Annotated in this window: 17 protein-coding genes; 7 read left to right on the top strand and 10 right to left on the bottom strand. The window is 42.8% G+C overall.

Features of this window, described 5'->3' with window-relative positions; genetic code table 11:
• Positions 1-316 precede the first annotated feature (316 nt).
• The 4 genes from P3L47_RS13865 to P3L47_RS13850 are packed head-to-tail and all read right to left on the bottom strand — an operon-like array spanning position 317 to position 3,974.
• A complete protein-coding gene (locus P3L47_RS13865; protein WP_122362710.1) occupies positions 317-1,210 on the bottom strand; it encodes an aldo/keto reductase in 894 nt (297 codons plus the stop codon).
• Positions 1,211-1,247: 37 nt separating this feature from the next.
• Complete coding sequence (locus tag P3L47_RS13860) at positions 1,248-1,826, bottom strand: LutC/YkgG family protein (RefSeq protein ID WP_277781170.1); 579 nt, start codon at positions 1,824-1,826, stop codon at positions 1,248-1,250.
• 37 nt (positions 1,827-1,863) lie between these two features.
• Entirely contained in the window at positions 1,864-3,237 is a 1,374-nt protein-coding gene (locus P3L47_RS13855) for a lactate utilization protein B (protein WP_277781169.1), read from the bottom strand.
• Positions 3,234-3,974, bottom strand: a complete 741-nt coding sequence (locus tag P3L47_RS13850; RefSeq protein WP_277781168.1) for a (Fe-S)-binding protein — start codon at positions 3,972-3,974, stop codon at positions 3,234-3,236. Before P3L47_RS13850 ends, P3L47_RS13855 begins: the two co-directional genes overlap by 4 nt.
• Before the next feature lie 308 nt (positions 3,975-4,282).
• Between P3L47_RS13850 and P3L47_RS13845 the strand changes: the two genes are divergently transcribed.
• Positions 4,283-4,585 (top strand): hypothetical protein, encoded by a 303-nt coding sequence (locus P3L47_RS13845; protein ID WP_277781167.1) that lies wholly within the window; start codon positions 4,283-4,285, stop codon positions 4,583-4,585.
• A 125-nt stretch (positions 4,586-4,710) separates the two neighbouring features.
• On the opposite strand, the gene carB is transcribed toward P3L47_RS13845, so the two are convergent.
• The 4 genes from carB to P3L47_RS13825 all read right to left on the bottom strand — a co-directional run bounded on the left by carB (position 4,711) and on the right by P3L47_RS13825 (position 14,304).
• On the bottom strand, positions 4,711-7,935 hold the full coding sequence (carB, locus tag P3L47_RS13840; RefSeq protein ID WP_277781166.1) for a carbamoyl-phosphate synthase (glutamine-hydrolyzing) large subunit: 3,225 nt from the start codon (positions 7,933-7,935) through the stop codon (positions 4,711-4,713).
• Positions 7,936-8,132: 197 nt separating this feature from the next.
• On the bottom strand, positions 8,133-9,218 hold the full coding sequence (carA, locus tag P3L47_RS13835) for a glutamine-hydrolyzing carbamoyl-phosphate synthase small subunit (protein WP_277781165.1): 1,086 nt from the start codon (positions 9,216-9,218) through the stop codon (positions 8,133-8,135).
• 22 nt (positions 9,219-9,240) lie between these two features.
• On the bottom strand, positions 9,241-11,127 hold the full coding sequence (locus P3L47_RS13830; RefSeq protein ID WP_277781164.1) for an amidophosphoribosyltransferase: 1,887 nt from the start codon (positions 11,125-11,127) through the stop codon (positions 9,241-9,243).
• Positions 11,128-11,364: 237 nt separating this feature from the next.
• A complete protein-coding gene (locus P3L47_RS13825; protein ID WP_277781163.1) occupies positions 11,365-14,304 on the bottom strand; it encodes a DEAD/DEAH box helicase in 2,940 nt (979 codons plus the stop codon).
• An 81-nt stretch (positions 14,305-14,385) separates the two neighbouring features.
• Between P3L47_RS13825 and P3L47_RS13820 the strand changes: the two genes are divergently transcribed.
• Positions 14,386-14,934, top strand: coding sequence for a DNA-3-methyladenine glycosylase I (locus P3L47_RS13820; protein ID WP_277781162.1), 549 nt, complete (start codon positions 14,386-14,388; stop codon positions 14,932-14,934).
• Here P3L47_RS13820 and P3L47_RS13815 read toward each other — a convergent pair.
• Positions 14,892-15,197 (bottom strand): virulence RhuM family protein, encoded by a 306-nt coding sequence (locus tag P3L47_RS13815; protein WP_277781161.1) that lies wholly within the window; start codon positions 15,195-15,197, stop codon positions 14,892-14,894. The two genes, P3L47_RS13820 and P3L47_RS13815, sit on opposite strands and share 43 nt — an antisense overlap.
• A gap of 280 nt (positions 15,198-15,477) precedes the next feature.
• The gene (locus P3L47_RS13810) at positions 15,478-15,888 is read right to left on the bottom strand and encodes a hypothetical protein (RefSeq protein WP_277781160.1); all 411 of its coding nucleotides are present in this window, start codon (positions 15,886-15,888) and stop codon (positions 15,478-15,480) included.
• Between the two features lie 128 nt (positions 15,889-16,016).
• On the opposite strand from P3L47_RS13810, the gene P3L47_RS13805 reads away from it, so the two are divergent.
• The 5 genes from P3L47_RS13805 to P3L47_RS13785 all read left to right on the top strand — a co-directional run bounded on the left by P3L47_RS13805 (position 16,017) and on the right by P3L47_RS13785 (position 21,374).
• Positions 16,017-17,009 carry a helix-turn-helix transcriptional regulator gene (locus tag P3L47_RS13805; protein ID WP_277781159.1) on the top strand — a complete coding sequence of 331 codons (993 nt, stop codon included), beginning with the start codon at positions 16,017-16,019 and terminating at the stop codon, positions 17,007-17,009.
• A gap of 897 nt (positions 17,010-17,906) precedes the next feature.
• Positions 17,907-18,932 (top strand): acyltransferase family protein, encoded by a 1,026-nt coding sequence (locus P3L47_RS13800; protein ID WP_277781158.1) that lies wholly within the window; start codon positions 17,907-17,909, stop codon positions 18,930-18,932.
• Between the two features lie 138 nt (positions 18,933-19,070).
• Positions 19,071-19,421 (top strand): type II toxin-antitoxin system MqsR family toxin, encoded by a 351-nt coding sequence (locus P3L47_RS13795; protein ID WP_258916288.1) that lies wholly within the window; start codon positions 19,071-19,073, stop codon positions 19,419-19,421.
• 2 nt (positions 19,422-19,423) lie between these two features.
• The gene (locus tag P3L47_RS13790; protein WP_277781157.1) at positions 19,424-20,416 is read left to right on the top strand and encodes a type II toxin-antitoxin system antitoxin SocA domain-containing protein; all 993 of its coding nucleotides are present in this window, start codon (positions 19,424-19,426) and stop codon (positions 20,414-20,416) included.
• Positions 20,417-20,435: 19 nt separating this feature from the next.
• Positions 20,436-21,374 (top strand): 5'-nucleotidase, encoded by a 939-nt coding sequence (locus P3L47_RS13785; protein ID WP_277781156.1) that lies wholly within the window; start codon positions 20,436-20,438, stop codon positions 21,372-21,374.
• Positions 21,375-21,385 lie beyond the last annotated feature (11 nt).

Below are 21,385 nucleotides of genomic sequence, written 5' to 3'. Positions count from 1 at the left end.
TGAAACCGGCTTACTTGGATATTTTCATCGGACTATTTATAAAATTATGGGGCAAAGATAGGCGTTTTTTTGAAATAACAAGAATGTTCTGCACTAAAACCGTAAAATACACGATATTATCAGCAGGATCAGTGCGATTCCTGCTAATATATATCGAAGATTTTTATTTGTCACCGTTGCCCCTAAACAGGCTAATGCCGTAGCAAATGATATACATTTCAATGTCATATCATATTCTTTAAATATACTTATGGCTATACTTGATAACGCTATCAGTATCAATATTATATTTAATATTATCTTCATATTATCCCTACTATCTGATATTCTTTACATTCCTCATTACCCTTTCAATAGCATCATCCATCTGGGCAATCGACTCCAGGCCGAGCGTCATACAATGCAAATTGCTCCCGGTAACAGCAAAACGGATCGAACGTTCGCGTTCATCGTCTGCAACATGCTTTCCTTCACCAAATATTTTCATACCCATGATACCTTTCCCATTCTCGCGCGCTTTACCTAAAAGAGCATTCACATCTTCAGGTGTTCCGTCCATATGGCTTTGGAAAGGATTCAGACGGGCCAGAATAATATCGCACCACGGATTATCGGCTGCTTCCTTCATAGCCTCCCAGTTATGGCAAGATATTCCGACAGCCTTCACAATACCCTCTTCTTTTGCCTGGGCAAGACCGTCCATATAGAATTTACGTGTTTCAGGCCAGTCACCGCTGGTCATGCAATGCATCAGTAAGATATCGAAATATTCGGTACCGGCTTCCTGACGGAAACGGTCGAGGGTTTTCCTGACTGGTTCTCTTTTCTCCGATCCATCATCATACGTCCACATCTTTGTCATCAGAGTTACTTTTTCACGAGGCAGTTCTTTTAAGGCCTTACCCACGAAAGGCTGGGAACCGTACATATCGGCCATATCGAAGAAACGGATTCCCCTTTCATAGCCGTGATGAGCCAGTTTCAGGAAATTATCCATTCCGATACGGGTTTGGTTGGATTCATAATTCCATCCTTTTGTTCCGGTACCCAAAGCGATACGGGAAACTTCCAGTCCTGTTTTACCTAACTCCACTTTATCGACCGTCACATCGGAAGGAAGTACCCGCTGCATATCAGCCCAACCAACCTGTGCCAGCGACAAACCAGCTACTCCGGCAACACCTGTCCGGATAAATTTTCTTCTGTTCATCATTTTTATGTTGCTCATGGTAAAAGAATATTGAGTATTATTTTAATACAACCAAGACATTCATCGGTCCATGTGCACCGAATACCAATGCCTGTTCTATATCGGCTGTTTTGGACGGACCGGAGACAAAAAAGCCATATTTATAGTCTGTACCTTCCACCCGCTGATAAGCTTCGTGCATATTATTAACCAAATCTTCCTTATTGATAAGGATCACCAATCCGGTCGAGATGAAATAAAGTGCTTTATGTTTTACTTGCTGCGTAATCCATACGGCACCATTCTCGGCAACCCCGAAACAACCCTCCACAATAGCAAGGTCCGTATTATTCAATTCCCTGGGGTCGGATACCGAATCAGGATCGAAAGTGGCACAAGTTATTTTAGACAGATTCGACGCAATACGTTTCGCGTCAGGAAAATGTTTCCGGATCAGCTCATTGATATCTTCCCCCACTTGCAGAACAACGGCCGCACCACCCGCAGCCTTTAACGATTCGGAAAACTGTCCGGTTTTATCTTCATAATGAATGGCATCCAATGTGATTTCCGGCTGCTCGTAACGAGTACCGGTATGACTACGGATACGGGATAATATAGATTCTTTACTACTCATTCTTTCCTATGTTTTTACAGGCAGGCAACCCCTACCCCTACGGTTTTTGTATCTTGTTTTTCTTCCACATATCATTGAACGATTCTTTGGCAAAGGTCGGTAACTCACGCCCCTTTCCCCAGGCATTCAATCCATTATAGATCATAAAACGAGGTGATTTATTTACCAGAGGAGCAAACTTCAATGATGTATTGAACAGTGCCGGACGTTCCATCAGGAACTTCATACCGCCCGACATTACTTTCTTCTCCGAGCTAGCCTTTCCAATCTTGTCCAGATCCTGACGCCAACGGTAAATCTGTTCGCCCAGGTCTATCTTTACAGGACAGACATTTGAACAGGATAAACACAGGGAACAAGCCGAAACATTATCAGAATACTCTTCCGGATTTTTCAACATGCCCAGATTGATGCCGATCGGACCGGGTATAAAATAGGTATAGGAATAACCGCCAGTCCGACGATATACCGGGCAGGTGTTCATACATTCGCCGCAACGGATACAATTTAGCGTACGGATATGATCCGGCTTTGCCAAAATATCGCTACGCCCGTTATCTACGATGATTAGATGAAACTCACCGCCATCCTGAGGTTTACGGTAATGAGAAGTATAAGAGGTTATCGGCTGTCCGGTACCGGAACGGGCGAGCAGGCGGGTAAAGACGCCCAAAGCCTCTTGGTTGGGAACGATCTTCTCCATCCCGAATGTAGCGATATGAACTTTAGGGAATGAAGTCCCCATATCTGCATTTCCCTCATTGGTACAAACCACAATCTCACCGGTCGAAGCAACGGCAAAGTTGGCTCCCGTCATAGCAACATCAGCCGTCAGAAATTTTTCACGCATATTCTTACGAACAGCATGTGTCAGATAAGTTGGATCTGAATTGCCTTTCTCCGTACCCAGCACACGTTCCATCATCTCGCCAACCTCCTGGCGTTTAATATGGATAGCAGGCATCACGATATGGCTCGGATGAAGGTGCATCCATTGAAGGATACGTTCACCGAGATCACTCTCGACGATGTCATACCCCTTCCCGAACAGATACTCATTCATACCGCATTCTTCCGTCAGCATGGATTTGCTCTTGATCAGCGTATGCGCATTATGCTGCTGAAGGATCTTTTCGACGATCTCATTGTGCTCCTTCGCATCTTTCGCCCAATGTACGATGGCTCCGTTGGCTATGGCGTTCTTTTCAAACTCTTCCAGCAACGTATCCAAATGGCTGTTGGAATACATTTTGATATCACAGGCCAACTCACGCAAACGCTCCCATTCGGGAAGCGAATGACTCATCTTATCTCTTTTGACACGTACCATCCAAAGGGTCTCATCGTGCCAGGCTTCCTGTTTCCTGTTAGCTATGAAACGGGCAGCTGCTATTGAATGTTTCGTACTCATAATCCTGCGGCTAATATTTGAGTGATATGAATGGTCTTTATCGGCAGGTGTTCACGCTCGATGACACCCTGCATATGCATCAGACAGGAACTATCGGCTCCGGTGATATATTCGGCCCCGGTACTCATATGGTCTTTCACCTTGTCATGTCCCATACAAACAGAGACTTCCGGCTCTTCAACGGCAAACATTCCTCCGAAACCGCAGCATTCGTCGATGCGCTTCGGTTCGAGTATCTCGATGTCTTTTACCAACTGCAACAGATCACGCAGTTTGGAAAAGTATGGGATATTCATTTCGCTGGGAGATGACAGATGCAACTCGCGCACCCCGTGGCAACTGTTATGAATACTCACTTTATGGGGGAAAACAGAAGGCAGTTCTTCCGGTTTCACTACATCATGCAGAAACTCGCAGATATCGTATATCTTACTGCTGTTCTGACAAACATGTCCGGCCTTTTCCAGGATGCCGGGATGATTCTCTTTTACGAATGCAACACAACTGGCAGACGGTCCGACCACATAGTCGTACTGTTTAAATAAATCTTCCATACGGAGAGCCAGTTTCAGGGATTCGTTTTCAAAACCGGCATTTGCCATCGGCTGGCCGCAACAAGTCTGGTCTAAAGGATAATCGACGTCCAGGCCCAAATGCTTCAAGAGTTTGTAGGAGGCTACGCCAACCTCCGGATACACCGCGTTGATATAACACGGGATAAATAGTCCTATCTTCATATTGGTTGAATTATAACATAAGTATAACTGTTCTCTCTTAAGAGATGTTTTCCAACAAACTACAAAATTAAAATAACTTCTTAACTATTCTCCATATATTTGTGCAACTAAAGCTAATAAATTTAAATGGATATTTTAATTTTATATGCAAACCCATATCATCGGTTTCCACACCATCCGAAAGGATGATTCAGCTTCCATAAAGTTACATAAACCATTTGCTGTAATTCTGTTTTGATATCTCATGCGGTGTAAAATATTATACTTACATTTGTCGCATAGTATAAACAACTTAATCTATAATCTTTATGACAACAAAGCCTTACAAAAATGAGAACAAGCCATCCGACAAGGTTTCCGAACCTATAGCATCTTATGCCAACCCGGAAAAGACCAGCATAATAGAAACCTATTGGGGATTATTGAAAAACCTCAGTACAGACATAAAGCTAAAACTAATAGCCAGACTTTCTAACTCTATCCTGGAAGATAAAGCAAAAGAAGAATATAAAGATTTGCCTGATAAATTTTATGGAGCATGGGAAGATGATAAAAGTGCCGAAGAGTTAATCAACGAAATACGTAACAGCCGGGTATTAGGAACACGCTAACAATCTAGTTATGGTCACTGATAATGAAAAGCATTTTGATCGAATATCGAAACTTACTGTTATTAATTGGATTGAAAGATAAAACAAAAGGAGGATGCTGTAACATCCTCCTTTTCATTTCGTTCTTACCTATATTCCTGCCAGCTCTTAATCTGTATATCATCTACCGTCAGCGTACAGAACGCTTCGATAAAGGCACTTGCCAGACGGGCATTTGTGATAAGTGTCGTATTCAGGTCGATAGCGGCACGACGGATCTTATAGCCGTTATCCAACTCACCGGCGGAAAGGTCACGCGGGATATTTACTACCATGTCGATCTTTTTTTCGTGGAGCATGGTGAGTGCCTGCGGCTGTTTACCTTCCTCGCTCGGCCAGTAAACACGGGTGCTCGGGATGCCGTTCTCTTTCAGGAAACGATGTGTTCCGCCTGTCGCAAAGAGATTGTAACCCTTTGTCGCCAACATCTTGGCAGCATCCAGCATCGCCACCTTCTGTTTCGGCGTACCGGTCGAAAGCAGAATATTCTTTTCCGGGATACGCAGACCGACGGAAAGCATACTCTTCAGGATCGCTTCGGAGACATCATCGCCGATACACCCCACCTCACCGGTCGAAGCCATATCCACACCCAGTACAGGGTCAGCTTTCTGTAAGCGGTTGAAAGAGAACTGGGAAGCCTTGATACCTACATAATCGAGGTCGAACTCATTCTTATTCGGCTTTTCGACAGGCAAACCCAACATGATACGGGTAGCCAGCTCGATAAAGTTTATCTTCAGGACCTTGCTCACGAACGGGAAGCTGCGCGAAGCACGGAGGTTACATTCGATCACCTTGATCTCGTTGCCTTTAGCCAGATACTGGATATTGAACGGGCCGGAGATATTCAATTCCTTCGCAATCTGCTTGCTGATACGTTTGATACGGCGAACCGTTTCCACATACAACTTCTGCGCCGGGAACTGGATCGTTGCATCACCGGAGTGTACGCCTGCAAACTCGATATGCTCGCTGATCGCATACATCACGATCTCCCCATGATCGGCTACGGCATCCATCTCCACCTCCTTGGCATGTTCGATGAACTGGCTTACTACCACCGGATGCTTCTTGCTGACGTTAGCCGCCAGTTGCAGGAAGCGTTCCAGCTCCTCCTGGTTGGAGCAGACATTCATGGCCGCACCACTCAGTACGTAACTCGGACGAACCAATACCGGGAAACCTACTTCCTCCACAAACTGATTGATATCTTCCATACTGCTCAACTCTTTCCAGCGAGGCTGATCCACCCCGATACGGTCGAGCATGGCTGAGAACTTCTCACGGTCTTCCGCATTATCGATACTCTTGGCCGATGTTCCAAGGATATTGACATGCTGTTCGTCCAGACGCATCGCCAGGTTATTCGGTATCTGGCCTCCGGTAGAGACAATCACACCGTGCGGATTCTCCAGTTCGAGAATATCCATTACACGTTCGAATGTCAGCTCGTCGAAGTAAAGACGGTCGCACATATCGTAGTCGGTCGAAACCGTTTCAGGATTGTAGTTAATCATAACGGAGCGCCAGCCCTCCTTGCGGATCGTGTTGAGCGCCTGCACACCGCACCAGTCGAACTCTACCGAACTACCGATACGGTAAGCCCCCGAACCCAGCACCACGATGGAGCGTTTATCTCCCAGATAATGCACATCGCTTTCCGTACCGCTGTAAGTCAGGTACAGATAGTTGGTCTGTGCCGGATATTCGGCAGCCAGTGTATCGATCTGTTTCACCACCGGAAGGATGCCGCGGTATTTACGGTCCTGACGAACCTGAAGGATCGCCTTTTCACCGTCTTCCATCTGATCTTTGAAGATAGCACGGGCAATTTGGAAATCAGAGAAACCTTGCTTCTTCGCCAGACGGAACAGATTGTCGGGGATATCGACTATCCGGCTAAAACTTTCCAAAGCTCCTGCGGTCTGGATAATATTATATAGTTTCTGAAGGAACCATTTGTCGATCTTTGTCAGGTCATGGATCTGGTCGATCGTATAACCGGCACGGAAAGCCTTGCTTATTACGAAGATACGATGGTCGGTCGGCTCATTCAGCGCCTTGTCGATATCCGGGATGAGCAGCTCTTTGTTTTCCACAAAGCCGTGCATACCCTGACCGATCATACGCAGACCTTTCTGAATAGCCTCTTCAAATGTGCGGCCGATAGCCATCACCTCTCCTACCGACTTCATGCTGGAACCCAGTTCGCGGGCAACGCCATGGAATTTACCCAGGTCCCAACGCGGTATCTTGCAGACCACATAATCGAGTGCCGGTTCAAAGAAGGCACTGGTCGTTTTCGTTACCGAGTTCTTCAGGTCGAACAAGCCGTAGCCTAAACCTAATTTAGCAGCGACAAAAGCCAGCGGATAACCTGTAGCCTTCGATGCCAATGCCGATGAACGGCTCAGACGGGCATTCACCTCGATCACTCGGTAATCCTCGCTTTCAGGGTCGTAGGCATACTGCACGTTACATTCTCCCACAATTCCGATATGGCGAATGATGCGGATAGCCAGTTCGCGCAGTTTGTGATAATCCGTATTGTTCAGTGTCTGTGAAGGAGCGATCACGATCGATTCGCCGGTGTGGATTCCCAGCGGGTCGAAGTTCTCCATGTTACAAACCGTGATACAGTTGTCGAAACGGTCGCGCACTACTTCGTATTCCACCTCTTTCCAGCCTTTCAGGCTCTTCTCAACCAAGACCTGCGGAGAGAAAGAAAAGGCTTTTTCAACCAGTACATCCAGTTCTTCTTCATTATCGCAGAAGCCCGAACCCAAACCACCCAGTGCATAAGCGGCACGCACGATCACCGGGTATCCCAGTTCACGAGCAGCACGGCGTGCGTCTACGATGTTCTCTACCGCTTCGCTCTTGATCGTCTTCACATCGATCTCGTCGAGCTTGCGAACGAACAGTTCGCGGTCTTCCGTATCCATGATGGCCTGTACCGGAGTACCCAGCACACGCACGTTATATTTTTCAAGCACGCCGCTCTGATAGAGAGCCACCCCGCAGTTCAGCGCCGTCTGTCCGCCGAATGCCAGCAGGATACCCTCGGGACGTTCCTTTTCGATAACCTTTTCTACAAAGAAAGGAGTAACGGGCAGGAAATAAACCGTGTCCGCAACCCCTTCCGAAGTCTGTACCGTTGCAATGTTCGGATTGATAAGCACCGTCCGGATACCCTCTTCCTTGATGGCTTTCAACGCCTGGCTGCCTGAATAATCGAACTCGCCCGCCTCACCGATCTTGAGAGCGCCGGAACCTAATATCAGGACTTTCTTTATATCTTCTTTCATATTGACCTTATTTTCCTTGTTAACACTTTTTAGGCGCACCGACTAACCAACGTTGGTGAGCTTGCCTCACTGCCTCCGGAGAGACACTGTCGCTGCCCCCACTTAGGAGGTGTCGCTGCCGTTAGCGAAGATGCTTTGCTTGTTCACGCAAAGGTGTGTTGCCTGATCGCGCAAAGATGCATCACCTGCATTCCTCTTTATAGTAACTCGACAAATTTATCGAACATAAACTCTGTATCCGTCGGCCCGCTACAAGCCTCGGGATGGAACTGCGACGAAAAGAAAGGTTTCGTTTTATGCTTGATACCTTCATTCGTACCGTCATTCATATTGATAAAAAGCGGTTCCCAATCGGCACCCAGCGTCGTGTTATCCACCGCGTATCCATGATTCTGCGAGGTGATGAAACATTTCTCCGTTCCAACCATCCGAACCGGCTGGTTGTGGCTGCGGTGTCCGTATTTCAGTTTATAGATAGAAGCACCTCCCGCTTTTGCCAGCAACTGGTTTCCCATACAGATACCACAAATAGGTTTGTCGCCTGCCAGCGCTTTGCGGATATTCTGAACGGCTGCGTCGCAGGTATCGGGGTCGCCGGGACCGTTACTAATGAACAGGCCGTCATATTCCAGTGTATTGAAATCATAGTTCCAGGGGATCCGGATCACAGTCACATTCCGTTTCAGCAGGCTGCGGATGATGTTATGTTTCACGCCGCAATCCACCAGGACAACCCGTTTCTTTCCTTCACCTTCCCCATAAGTAATGACTTCTTTACAAGACACTTTGTCTACATAATTCACATTTCCGTATTGTCCGAAATCCGTAAGGTCGGTCTTTGCATCACCGATCACGATCTTTCCCATCATGACACCGTGCTCACGCAGTTTCTTGGTCAGCGCACGTGTATCGATTCCGTAAATTCCGGGAACACCCTCTTCTTTCAACCAGCTTCCCAGGCTTCCGACAGCATTCCAATGACTGTATTCATGACTGTAATCACTTACAATAATCGCCTCCGCATGGATCTTTTCACTTTCCATAAACGTGGCGATCCCGTCCGGACCGAATGTACGGGGAGGTACACCGTAGTTACCCACCAGCGGATAAGTCAGAACCATCAGCTGACCGGCATAAGAGGGGTCGGTCAAACTCTCCGGATATCCCGTCATGGCCGTGTTGAACACTACTTCGCCGGTAACCTCCTTCTCGCTGCCGAAAGAAAGACCGCGAAAAACAGTCCCGTCGTCTAAGATCAATGTTGCTGTTTTTTCTGTTTGCATAAACTTATGTTTGAGTTGACAGTTATCTGATTAAATATTCTTCTTCCATATAATTGATAAAAGCCTTGTTCACCATCCGTGCACCGCCCGGTGTCGGATAATCACCGGAGAAATACCAGTCTCCCGGATGATTCGGACAGGAAGCATGCAAGCCGTCCAATGTCTGGTAAACGATCTCTACCTTGGCACGTGTACCCGCCGGAGTAAGCAAATCGACCATCTTGCCCGAAATCTCCTCATCGGTGAACAGTGCGTAAATTTCCTTTACAAAATTCACAATCGTACCGTCCTCCTGTGCCTGTTGTTTCTTGGCTTTCCAATAAGCATCCGTTATCACCGACTCCATTCCCCGCTCTTTCAGCAAAGCCACCGCTGCCCTGAAAGCGATAAACTCGTTCATCCGCGACATATCGATCCCGTAATAATCCGGATAACGCACCTGCGGAGATGAAGATACGATCACGATCTTCCGCGGATGCAGACGGTCCAGGATACCGATGATACTTTGTTTCAGGGTCGTTCCGCGAACAATGCTATCATCTATTACAACCAGATTATCAACGAATGGTTCGATACTTCCGTAAGTAACATCATACACATGGGCTGCCAGGTCGTTACGGCTGTTACCTTCGGCGATAAAGGTACGCAATTTTATATCTTTTATCGCTACTTTTTCAGCACGAACGCGCATGGAAAGTATCTGATCCAGTTCTTCTTCCTGCAAAAGATGGCTGCGGTCGGCGATCCATTCTTTTTTCAGTTTGTTCAGATAGTTATTCAGTCCTTCCTGCATACCGAAATAGGCGACTTCCGCCGTATTGGGAATGAAAGAAAAGACAGTATGTTTGAGGTCGTAATCGACAGCTTTCAGTATCGGGTGAACCAGATTCTCTCCCAACTTCTTACGTTCGCGGTAAATATCCACATCGCTACCGCGGGAGAAATAGATACGCTCGAAAGAGCAGGCTTTATTCACCTTCGGCTCCACGATCTGCGAAGTGCGGAAACGGCCGTCTTTACTGATAAACATCGCTTCGCCGCGTTGCAATTCCTTTATATCTTCGGCCTGCACGTTCATCGCCGTCTGGATGACCGGACGCTCGGAAGCCAGTACCACGATCTCATCATCCGCATAATAGAACGCCGGACGGATTCCCCAGGGGTCACGCACGCTGAACGATTCGCCGCTACCGGTCAGACCGCAGATCACAAATCCGCCGTCCCAGGTCGGAACACAACGTTTCAACACGTTCGACAGATCGACATGTGCCTCGATCGCATGAGTTATATCCATCCCTTTCAGTCCTTCGTCTTCATACTTCTGGTACAAACGTTCGATCTCCCGGTCCAGACGGTGTCCCGTCTGTTCAAGCATGATATACGTATCGGCAAACTTACGCGGATGCTGGCCGATCGCTGTAATTTCTTTAAAGATGTCGTTTACGTTTGTGAGATTGAAATTTCCGCAAAGAGCGAGGTTCTTGGCTCTCCAGTTGTTGCGGCGTAAAAAAGGATGGACGTAGGAAATACCGGACTTACCGGTCGTACTGTAACGGAGGTGACCCATATAAAGCTCTCCGGCGAAAGGAAGATTTGATTTTGCGAAAAGCGGATCATTCAATTTACCGGGCGGTAAATCTTTGTAATGTTCATGAACGGCGGCGAATATCTCGGTTATAGCTCCTGTTCCCAATGCTCTTTCCCGAAACATGTATTCTTCACCGGGGGTTGCTTCTAACTTCACGCAGGCTAAACCGGCTCCTTCCTGTCCCCTGTTATGCTGCTTCTCCATCAGTAAATAGAGTTTATTCAGCCCATACATCCAGGTACCATACTTTTGATGATAATATTCTAAAGGTTTCAGTAACCGGACCATGGCGACTCCACACTCATGTTTAAGTTGTTCCATCTGGTTCTATCTTGTTTATTTCGATCACAAAGATACGCACTTTATCAAACACAATGTTCATATTAATGCAAAATAATTGACACATTAATAGAAATAATCATTTTATCCGGCATTTAGTTAAAATATTATATATTTCCGTATTGTTTCGACAAAGTTACAATTACATAGCCGAAAACCACTCCCGACATAAAATTTGTAAGGAGAACGGGGATATACGATATAATTAATAACACTTATTTATAATAGCTCTTCCCAATCCTTATCCGTCAGCGACTTGAACGGGTCGTTTTCCGTAATAAATGTTTCAGCCAGCTCATTCTTGGATTCCTGGAGGTTGCGGATCTTTTCCTCGATCGTATCGGCAGTGATGAAACGGTAGGCAAAGACCTGTTTATCCTGCCCGATGCGATGGGCACGGCTTTCCGCCTGCATCTCAGCCGCCGGATTCCACCAGGGATCGATAATAAATACATAATCGGCATCCGTCAGGTTCAGTCCTACCCCACCCGCTTTCAGCGAGATGAAAAAGGCGGACACATCCTGGCGGGTTGAGAAACGGGCAATTTCGCTCTCCCGGTCCAATGTACTGCCGGTCAGCATCGCATACTGCCATCCATGTTGCGTAAAAGCATCCGCCAACAATTTCAGGTGTGTGACAAAAGAAGAAAAGATCAATACTTTATGCCCTTCGCTCACCAGTGTTTCAAAAGCATCCAGCACCTGTTCCATCTTTCCCGAACCACCCGTATATTCCGGTAAAACCATTTGCGGATGATTAGCCAGCTGACGTAAACGGGTGATACCATTCAAAGCGACAAAAGAATTCTTGTAACGTTCCTGCAAGATCGTGTTCCGCAACGCATTCTTTTCTTTCTGATACACTTCGCGTTGCTCCGGTGTCATTTCGCAATATACGACCTCTTCCGTCAATGGCGGAAGTTCCGGTGCCACCTGTTGTTTGGTCCGTCGCAAAAAGAAAGGACGGATAATTTGTTGTAAACGTTTACGGGCATTCTCATTCCCCTCCCTGGTAATCGGATGGATGAAATGTTTCCGGAAACCGTCTGCCGATCCCAATAAACCGGGATTGATAAAATTGAATTGTGCCCATAGATCTTTCAGTGAGTTTTCGATAGGTGTTCCGGTCAGTACCAGCCGGTGTTCACATTGCAGACGGACCACCGAATGATAGGTCATGGAAGCCGGATTCTTTATGTTCTGGCTTTCATCCAGTATCACATAAGTATAACGATACTTCTCCAGCAGCTCGATATCACGCCGCAACAGTCCATAAGTGACCAGCACGATATTATACCGGTTGAAGTTTTTACAGGGATCTTTCCTTTTCTGATCTCCGGTATAAGTATAGACACTCAACGTACTGAACTTGCGGATTTCCCGTTTCCAGTTAGGCAATAAAGAAGTAGGTACAACAATCAGGGAAGCGGGAATAGTCGCTGATTCTTCCTGTCTGTCCTTCACTTCCTCATAGGGTTTGTCATCCGGCGAATCTGTTCCGAAAAAGGAAAGTTGCCCGCTTTGATCGACTGTAACATTCTCCGAAGCGGATGGAGAAATCGTAACCTCTTTAGGTTCCTCCGGATCATATATCTGTTGCAGCAAGGTAATAGCCTGCAATGTCTTCCCCAATCCCATATCATCCGCCAGACAACCACCGAAACCATTCGCCGCCAGATGGACCAACCAGGAAAAACCTTCCTGCTGATACGGACGTAACGTCGTCTTTATCTTTGGTGGAATAGCAACCGATTCTTTCTGCACATACTCCTTCGATACGGATTCATCCTGCTCCAAGGCAGAGACAATTCCCAAATGCATCTTACGGACTCTGATCTCCCCGGGCCGGTCATCGCCGAAAGCAAACAGATCGCTATATTTCTCAAACCAATCTTCTGGCAATAAGGCGACTTGCCCGTCCGGTAAAACAAACTCACGCTTCCCCTCCAGAATATGTTTTCTGAAGCGGATAAAAGGGAATTGAAAATCACCCATACGAACCGTGATACGAATATCGAACCAATCGGGAGAAGGGGAAATTTCCTGTGTCAGCGAAATATCTCCCAGATAGAACCGCAGAGAGGTATCGGTCTGCACAAAAGAGAAACAAGCCTCCAACTCACTTTTATGTTGTTGCAGCCAATCGATAAATGTATAACCACCCGCTTCTGTGGTCCGAACGAACTGTACATCGGTTATCTGCTTGAAATGCCATTGTTCAAGTAAGCAGATGTACGTTTGTTCCAATTGCAAATCACGTGTAAAATAATAAATGACCGGTTTCCCTTCGACATGTTCCAACCGGGGATAAGCGAACTGGTTTCTTTTTCCCGGCGAAAAAGAACGTTCTCCATACCTGAAACGCAGTTGAAGTGCCGGTTCATCATTGATAGAACGCTCCACAGATAATTCCGGGACACAAGTGCGGGGTTCATGGATCATATCAAACCCGGAAGAACTGGCCGGATAATCGCTGATCAAAGGAAGTGCCACCAGTTCCAGATATTTTTCAGTCTCAGCCAACGAAACTTCCACGTATTTCCGTGAAAGGAAAGGTGTAACTTTCGCCGCTTCTATACGTTTGAATGCTAACAACTGGTCATCCAGCAGGAATATAGCAGGCTTTGATGACAACAACAGAAACCGCCTCTTTTTCAATAAAGACACTTCCACTCCATTCATGTGACATAAGGCTGTATACCGAAAAGAATGATCTGTTATCTCAAAACGAAAAGAGATCTCGGCCTCCTCCCCGGAAAAGCGCACCCGGTCATGTTCATAAAGCAACTTACTTCCTGCTTCCTTTATATATACAGACAAATGGTTTGCCTGTATCAACCGGACCATCTCCCTTATCTTCTTATCGATGAACGGTCGGAGTTGTTTCTTCAGCATCTCCGGCGTCACCGAATTCAGAAAGCCGGTAACTGTCTGTTGCCGGGAATACACCTGCATCAGTTTCTTTTCCGAGTAACTCTGTGCAATCGCGATTGCCCGTTTCTCCATATCAGACAACCCCGCTTCATTTCCGGCATGCGTGGCTTGCTCTTCCACGCTGATCACTTCCGGCGATACAGTTCTGGCAAAATAAGGAATAAGCAAAGGTCCCAAAACAGGATGGTTACTTAACGCAATGATCAATATCTGATTTTCGGGCATCAACGGTTCATTTTTATTAAAACTACAAAGTTACAAGAAAAACAATTATCTTTATCTCCCATAACAAACAAAACAGAATTTATGTCCTATTGCGAATATGTAAAAACATCTAAGGATTCAGCCATCGAGCTTAATAAAGCCTATCATGATACAAGTTACGGTTTCCCTATCGAAGACGATAACGAGTTATTCGGCAGACTTCTCCTGGAGATCAACCAGGCGGGCCTAAGTTGGTCGACGATATTAAAGAAAGAACCGAGCTTTCGTTCTGCTTACGATAATTTCCATATTGAAAAGGTTGCAAACTACACGGAAACAGATGAAGCCAGACTTTTATCCGATTCCGGCATCATCCGGAATAAATTAAAAATCAAAGCTGCCATCCACAATGCCCAGGTCATTGTACAACTGCAAAACGAATACGGCTCATTCAAAAACTGGCTGGACCATCATCACCCTAAAACCAAAGATGAATGGACCAAATTATTCAAAAAGACATTCAAATTCACCGGAGGTGAGATCGTCAACGAATTTCTGCTAAGTACCGGCTATCTTGAAGGAGCCCATACACCGGATTGTCCCATATATCAAAAGATTCTGGAAAAGAATCCGGCATGGAACAAACGGTAAAAATGAATGACATCCAAATTATAGTACTCCATATTATAAGTTTTGCCATCTCTTGCAGTTGTCGCAAAATTTGCGACAACTGATAAATTCTTTAATTCTTCTTTTAAAGCATTATTGATATGTTTACCTATTGTTTTGATATCACGTTTGAATAACTCTGCCATTTGATGGCGATTAAGCCAAACAGTCTCGTCTTCTAAACGAACTTCTATTTCGAGGGTATTTTCGGGATGGTAAAGAATGATTTCTCCTTTATTTTTCATAGCCTAACGTTTTTGTTGGCTACAAAATTAAAACTATTTCCGAATATATTTAATATTTTATTCGGTTTTTAGTTAGACATGTTTTCTCATTGCCGGAACAAGGAACAGGACTGCCCCCAATAAGAAAAATAAAGTCCAAATAATTGTAGAAACTTCTCCCTGTTTCCAAAATACAAATTGCTGAACTACCCTGACAAACCAAAACCCTGCACTACCTATCAGGAAACACTTTCCAAGTTTTGTTGTCAGAAGTTCTTTCGGAAACACAAAGCAAATAAAACTATTTTGTTCTCCATTTTTTAATTCCGCCGATCAGATATAATAGTCCAACGAAAACAGCTATCAATGAATAACAAGTATCTAAAGTAGGATATTTTGATTGACTTGCAATTATGGGAATAAATCCAGCGATACCTCGAAGTAAATAGATTCCCGCAATTATAAAAATAGCCGGTTTCAAAAATGGTAACTTCCTGAATTTGTCGTCAGCCGACAAACCATATAATCCAAAAATAAGAAAAGCGACCACAACTAAAATAGTCAGTAAATATGGCAGCGTTGAATGTATTTGCATTAGATATGCCATCTCATCAGCAACACCTGTCAATTCAAATACTTGCTCAGCCCACAAAAGGCTGACTACATGCCCGATTGCTATTAAAATATTAATATATCCTCCAAGTTTCAGCATAACTTATTATTTAAATTTTGTTGTGATGAATTGAGTGCTAATCATAATGCAAAGATATGGAAGGCCGATAGTATGATTATTGAAAATAAAGCCATATTTTTGTCCTTTTACGACAAAAATGATTTCACATGAAGAATGTCTCAGTAGGATTACTCAATGTTTTCTTAACGCAATTTAGAGAGTTAAATATTGATCTGAATCGGATTTTAAATGAGTTCGAAACAAATCGAAGTGTACTCGACAATCCAATCAACCAAATAGAGATGGGAATCTTCGGTCGTTATATGGAAGAAATTGTAAGATTATCCGGGAATCAACATGTTGGTTTTGAAGCAGGTTTTATGATCCCGTTTATGGTGACTACCACCTACTTCAATTTATACCATGATTGCAAAACGGTCGCCGATTTTTTCGATAAATTAGAGAATATCGAAGACGTTGATTCAATAACACGTCACAAGACATTTACTGATGGTGAATATTTTCATTATCAGATCATTTCCTCCGAAAGTTTTACAGAAAAGTACCCCGTCGCCGCACGACAATGGAACGAAGCCCAGTTTGGTATTGGACTTCAATATGCTTACGGTTATTCCGGTAGATTCTTACGACCTAAATTTGCATATACAATTTATAGCGAAGACAACAATGACAAGCTGATAGAGGAGTATCTGGATTGCCCTGTATTCTATGAAAAAGAACGGATGGGTATGGCATTCAAAAAAACGATCTTGAATCTTCCTATTCGAACTGCAAACAAAGAGTTATTGCCGATCTTTGAAGAAATGATGGCAGAAATGAAACATATGCAAAACAAGGACTTGCTGTCGAGTAGTGTCCGCAGATATCTTACACATAGCCTTTTAACGTCTGACCTTAACCTTAAACCAATCGCAGAAAGATTCAATATGAGTGAACGAAATTTCCAGCGAAAACTGAAATCAGAGGGAACTTCGTACCAACAAATTCTTGATAATTTGCGTATAGAATTAGCTCGGAAATACCTTCGGGAAAGAATACCATTAGTTGAAATAGCTTTTTTGTTAGGATTCGAGAGCCAAAGTGCCTTCAACAAGTTCTTCAGCAAACATTTTCATACAACACCAAGCCAATTCAAATAAATAGATTTATTGATGAGTTATCTAAATACCCCTTCATAGGCAATCTCATCTTTGCCAAGATACCCGCCAAGCGTACCGATCTTGCTGCAAATCTAAAAACAGATCAAAAATGATTACGCACTACCCGATACAGATCAGCCGTACTTTCATCGCCGCAGGAACGTTTATCCTCTTCCTGCAACAGCATCTGTCTATAAAAATCTCTTTTTTTCATACTCTTCCTCCATTTTATTCGGATTAATCAAAAAGATAAAGATAAACATTCATTGCTTTCAGAATGTTCGATTTTTACTATTCAGGCTAACAGCGGTTTTCAGTCACATACCCGTTCCGGAAGAAAAACCCGCCTTATCAGCCTGTTTTCCACTCTTCATAACTTCTCCTTTCGGAAATCATTGTAATGATTCTTCCCTATCATCGCAATGTCCGGACGGAGTCATCACAATGACTTCACGCACTCATCACAATGAACCGGAACAATCATTGTGATGAAAATTTAACACTACAAAATATAAGGAAATTATCTTCGGGATTATACTCTAAAACCAGGTTTACGTGTCTTTCTGAAAGCTAGAAGCTCTTTCTGAACAGTTCATTTTCAGTTGACAGATTGCAGCAAATTTTGCTTTTTCCCTGTCACTAGCCCTGAAATCATCACGATGATTGTTTTATTGTCTTATTAAATTTCTTTTCTATCTCCTACAAAAATCTTTATGATAAACCTCAACCTCTGCTAAGGCCTCCCAAGAGCATTTCTCACCTACCCTTCTCCATACAAAGCAAGAAAATTAAGGGATAATTATCAAAATGACAATCTGTAATGATTAGACGAATCGTTAGGACGTGAGACTACTTTAAATTATCTTTGCAGCCATAATAAGAAATAAAAATTCAGACATGATAAAACCTCTTACCTCGTTAAGGTTTATATTTGCATTGATGGTATTTGCCGCACATTGTTATGTGATCGATCCTCATTTCTCCCATTTTTTATATAAAGAAGGGTTTGTCGGGGTAAGTTTTTTCTTTGTATTAAGTGGTTTTATCATCGCATATAATTATCAACGAAAATTTGAATCCAGAAATATATCTCGTCGTGAGTTTTGGATAGCCCGCTTCGCACGAGTTTATCCATTGCATATCGCCACTCTTATGTTGTATCCTCTGGTCGGAGGGGCTCTATTGGCTATGAACTGGGACACGGTATTAAAACTTGTGTCACAATTATTTTTGGTTCACCCGTTCATTCCGCAAACAGACTACTTCTTTGCATTCAACTCCCCCTCCTGGAGTTTGGGATGCGAACAATTGTTTTATTTCTTATTTCCATTTTTAGCTTTATGGCTAAACGATACCCGTAAGTTATTTTGGATATTGATTGCAACAGGTTTAATAGTTGCCTGTGGTATGTATTTCACTCCTGAAGAGCAGATACGGGCTTACTGGTATGTGAATCCACTGACTCGACTACCGGATTTCCTGGTGGGAATGTTGCTATTCAAGCTTTATAACAAAAGTACCGGTAATTGGAGTGTAAACCGGGCGACATGGTTTGAAATCGGGGCGGTAGCATTATTCATTGCGTTTTATTATTGCGGTTCAGCCGGTGTACTACCTAAAGTATATCGGTATTCGGTATATTATTGGTTGCCTGTCTCTTTGCTTCTTTATGTCTTTGCAATAAACAAAGGAATAATTTCCCGTTTTCTGAGTAATAAATATCTCGTAATCGGTGGCGACATAAGCTACGCCATGTACCTTATCCACCTGTTTATTATAGAATTATACAAAAGTACCGGATGGAATTATCCATGGCAAATAGTAATCCCAATATTACTCTTGATTACCATCTGTTGCAGCCTACTGTCGTACCGCTATTTTGAAAAGCCGGTGAATAAGTATATTCGGAAACATTTAAAATAGAAATCAAAAATAAGACAAATACGAACTCACACATTTATTACGATGTGTTAAATATAGATATTTACCCACTTTATAGTTGAATTTTATTGTCTATTTCAAAAAATAATTCGATCTTTGTCTGTTACTAAGTTAATCTATATGGCAACAGAAGATGAGGTCAGACAATTTTTAAGTCAGTTTCAAACTAAACTTACTATATTCAATATAGTATTTGTCGATCGAGAGAAAAACCGAAATGCACTAATGGAGTTAGGAATCACCAGTAATATGAGACTGGAAGTTATAAAAAATCTAGTTGTCGAGGATTACTCCCACACAATAACCGATAACCTGTTATATGGATACGGTGAAATGTGGGTATTTGGAAAAGATCTCAACGGAGAAGAAATATATATTAAAATTTCTCTCGGTAAAGCTAACAAATCAACGATTTGTATATCATTTCACAAAGCAGAGCAAAAGATGGCATATCCATACAAAAATAATTAATCATGAAAAAGGTTATTGAAAGTCCGTTTGCTGAAGGTAACGCAACTTTAGTGTATGAAACGAAAGAAGTTGAGTTCAGAGGTTCAAAATATATTGTAACGTCCTGTTATTACAAATGTGATACAACCGGTGAAGAGTTCACCACAACCGAACAAGATGAATTATGGATAACTCAACTACATAATCAATATAGAGAGAAATATGGTATTCCCTATCCTGATGAGATTTTTAGCATGAGAGAGAAATATGGTCTATCTTGCGCTAAGATGTCCAAAATTCTAGGTTTTGGAGAGAATCAATATAGTTTATACGAAAAAGGATTACTTCCTAATGAAAGTAATGGTAAAACATTATTCAGTATACAAGATCCTAAAGTTTTTAGAGCTCTAGTGGAGAATTCTATACACCAATTCACAGAAAAAGAATATAAAAATATAATCTGTAAATTAGATAGAATACCACAAACACCCTGCAACAAATTTGAAAGACTACTAATATTCAACAAATTACAAAGATCTATCAAAAATGGATATGTAAAACAAGATATAGTTAAACTAAAAAATATAATTACCTTTTTTCTGAATAAAAGCGGTTCCCTTTGTCCTACCAAACTTAATAAGTTATTGTTTTATGCTGATTTTTATCATTATAAAGAATATGCAAAAGGTTTGAGTGGTTTGGAGTATGTAGCATATCCTTATGGATGTGTACCCAATAAATATCAAACAATCTATGACAATATTGGAGGAATAGAAAGAGAGGCTGTCGAATTTGCAAATGGAAATATTGGAGAGTTATTAACAACAAAAGAATTTGTTGATGAAAATATATTTTCTGAAAGTGAATTAAGTACTTTGAATCACATATATGAAAAATATAAAAACTATACTCCCCAAATGATCTCGGATGAAAATCACAAAACGAAAGCCTGGATTGAAAATGTTAGAAATCAATCTATAATAAAATATGATTATTCTTTTGAAATAGAAGAATAAAACAAATAAGAAAAGAAAGATGGCATACCCTATAGAAAAAAAACTTGTAATAGCAGTTGCATCAAGCGCCCTCTTTGATCTAACTGAATCTGACAGCATCTTCAAAGCTCAAGGTGTACAACCATATAAAGAATATCAGAAAAAATATATAGATAAGCCTTTTGAAAAAGGAGTTGCTTTTCCATTTATAAGTCGTTTACTTCGATTAAATGAATCATTTCCAGATGAGCAACCCATTGAAGTGATTCTCATGTCCCGTAATAGCCCCGAAACAGGGATGAGAGCATTTAACTCTATAAAGCATTATCAGTTAAATATAACAAGAGCTGGTTTTTCTTCAGGTTCATCTCATTTCCAATATCTTCCAGCATTCAATGCTTCACTTTTTCTTTCAGCCAATGAAGCTGATGTCAAAAAAGCATTGGATAGTGGAACTGCAGCAGGAAGAGTTCTAAACAAAACCGCAGTTATGGATGATGAAGAAGATAAAGAATTAAGGCTTGCATTTGACTTTGACGGAGTTTTAGCTGATGATGAAGCCGAAAAAGTATACAAGACAACAAACAGTCTTCAGACATATCACAAATACGAAGTAGACCACGCTGCTGAACCTCTAAAAAATGGTCCTGTCATAGAATTATTAAAAAAAATCTCGGTTTACCAGAAATTAGAACAAAGAAAGGCAAACCAAGATCCCCAATATCAACGAATTTTGAAAACAGCCATTGTGACTGCCAGAAATGCACCTGCACATGAGAGAATGATTAATACTCTAAACTATTGGGATGTAGATGTTGATGAAGCTTTCTTTCTTGGAGGAATAGATAAGGCTAGAATTTTGAATATAATGAAACCTCATATATTCTTTGATGATCAAATGGTTCACCTAGATCATATAGATAAAATCCCTGCTGTTCACATTCCTTTTGGGGTTGCCAATAAAGAACCCACTCCCTAATAAAAACAGTT

This window comes from Parabacteroides chongii (genome assembly GCF_029581355.1).
In the GTDB taxonomy this organism is placed as follows: Bacteria; Bacteroidota; Bacteroidia; order Bacteroidales; family Tannerellaceae; genus Parabacteroides; species Parabacteroides chongii.
The sequence above is the reverse complement of the archived record's forward strand: the minus strand, read 5'-3'. Positions and strand labels throughout refer to the sequence as shown.

Coding starts and splice junctions, on each gene's coding strand:
- P3L47_RS13805 (WP_277781159.1), top strand. CDS start 16,017: ATGAAGAATGTCTCAGTAGGATTACTCAATGTTTTCTTAACGCAATTT.
- P3L47_RS13850 (WP_277781168.1), bottom strand. CDS start 3,974: ATGAAGATAGGACTATTTATCCCGTGTTATATCAACGCGGTGTATCCG.
- P3L47_RS13820 (WP_277781162.1), top strand. CDS start 14,386: ATGTCCTATTGCGAATATGTAAAAACATCTAAGGATTCAGCCATCGAG.
- P3L47_RS13790 (WP_277781157.1), top strand. CDS start 19,424: ATGAAAAAGGTTATTGAAAGTCCGTTTGCTGAAGGTAACGCAACTTTA.
- P3L47_RS13845 (WP_277781167.1), top strand. CDS start 4,283: ATGACAACAAAGCCTTACAAAAATGAGAACAAGCCATCCGACAAGGTT.
- carB (WP_277781166.1), bottom strand. CDS start 7,935: ATGAAAGAAGATATAAAGAAAGTCCTGATATTAGGTTCCGGCGCTCTC.
- carA (WP_277781165.1), bottom strand. CDS start 9,218: ATGCAAACAGAAAAAACAGCAACATTGATCTTAGACGACGGGACTGTT.
- P3L47_RS13800 (WP_277781158.1), top strand. CDS start 17,907: ATGATAAAACCTCTTACCTCGTTAAGGTTTATATTTGCATTGATGGTA.
- P3L47_RS13785 (WP_277781156.1), top strand. CDS start 20,436: ATGGCATACCCTATAGAAAAAAAACTTGTAATAGCAGTTGCATCAAGC.
- P3L47_RS13825 (WP_277781163.1), bottom strand. CDS start 14,304: ATGCCCGAAAATCAGATATTGATCATTGCGTTAAGTAACCATCCTGTT.
- P3L47_RS13830 (WP_277781164.1), bottom strand. CDS start 11,127: ATGGAACAACTTAAACATGAGTGTGGAGTCGCCATGGTCCGGTTACTG.
- P3L47_RS13795 (WP_258916288.1), top strand. CDS start 19,071: ATGGCAACAGAAGATGAGGTCAGACAATTTTTAAGTCAGTTTCAAACT.
- P3L47_RS13855 (WP_277781169.1), bottom strand. CDS start 3,237: ATGAGTACGAAACATTCAATAGCAGCTGCCCGTTTCATAGCTAACAGG.
- P3L47_RS13860 (WP_277781170.1), bottom strand. CDS start 1,826: ATGAGTAGTAAAGAATCTATATTATCCCGTATCCGTAGTCATACCGGT.
- P3L47_RS13810 (WP_277781160.1), bottom strand. CDS start 15,888: ATGCTGAAACTTGGAGGATATATTAATATTTTAATAGCAATCGGGCAT.
- P3L47_RS13815 (WP_277781161.1), bottom strand. CDS start 15,197: ATGAAAAATAAAGGAGAAATCATTCTTTACCATCCCGAAAATACCCTC.
- P3L47_RS13865 (WP_122362710.1), bottom strand. CDS start 1,210: ATGAACAGAAGAAAATTTATCCGGACAGGTGTTGCCGGAGTAGCTGGT.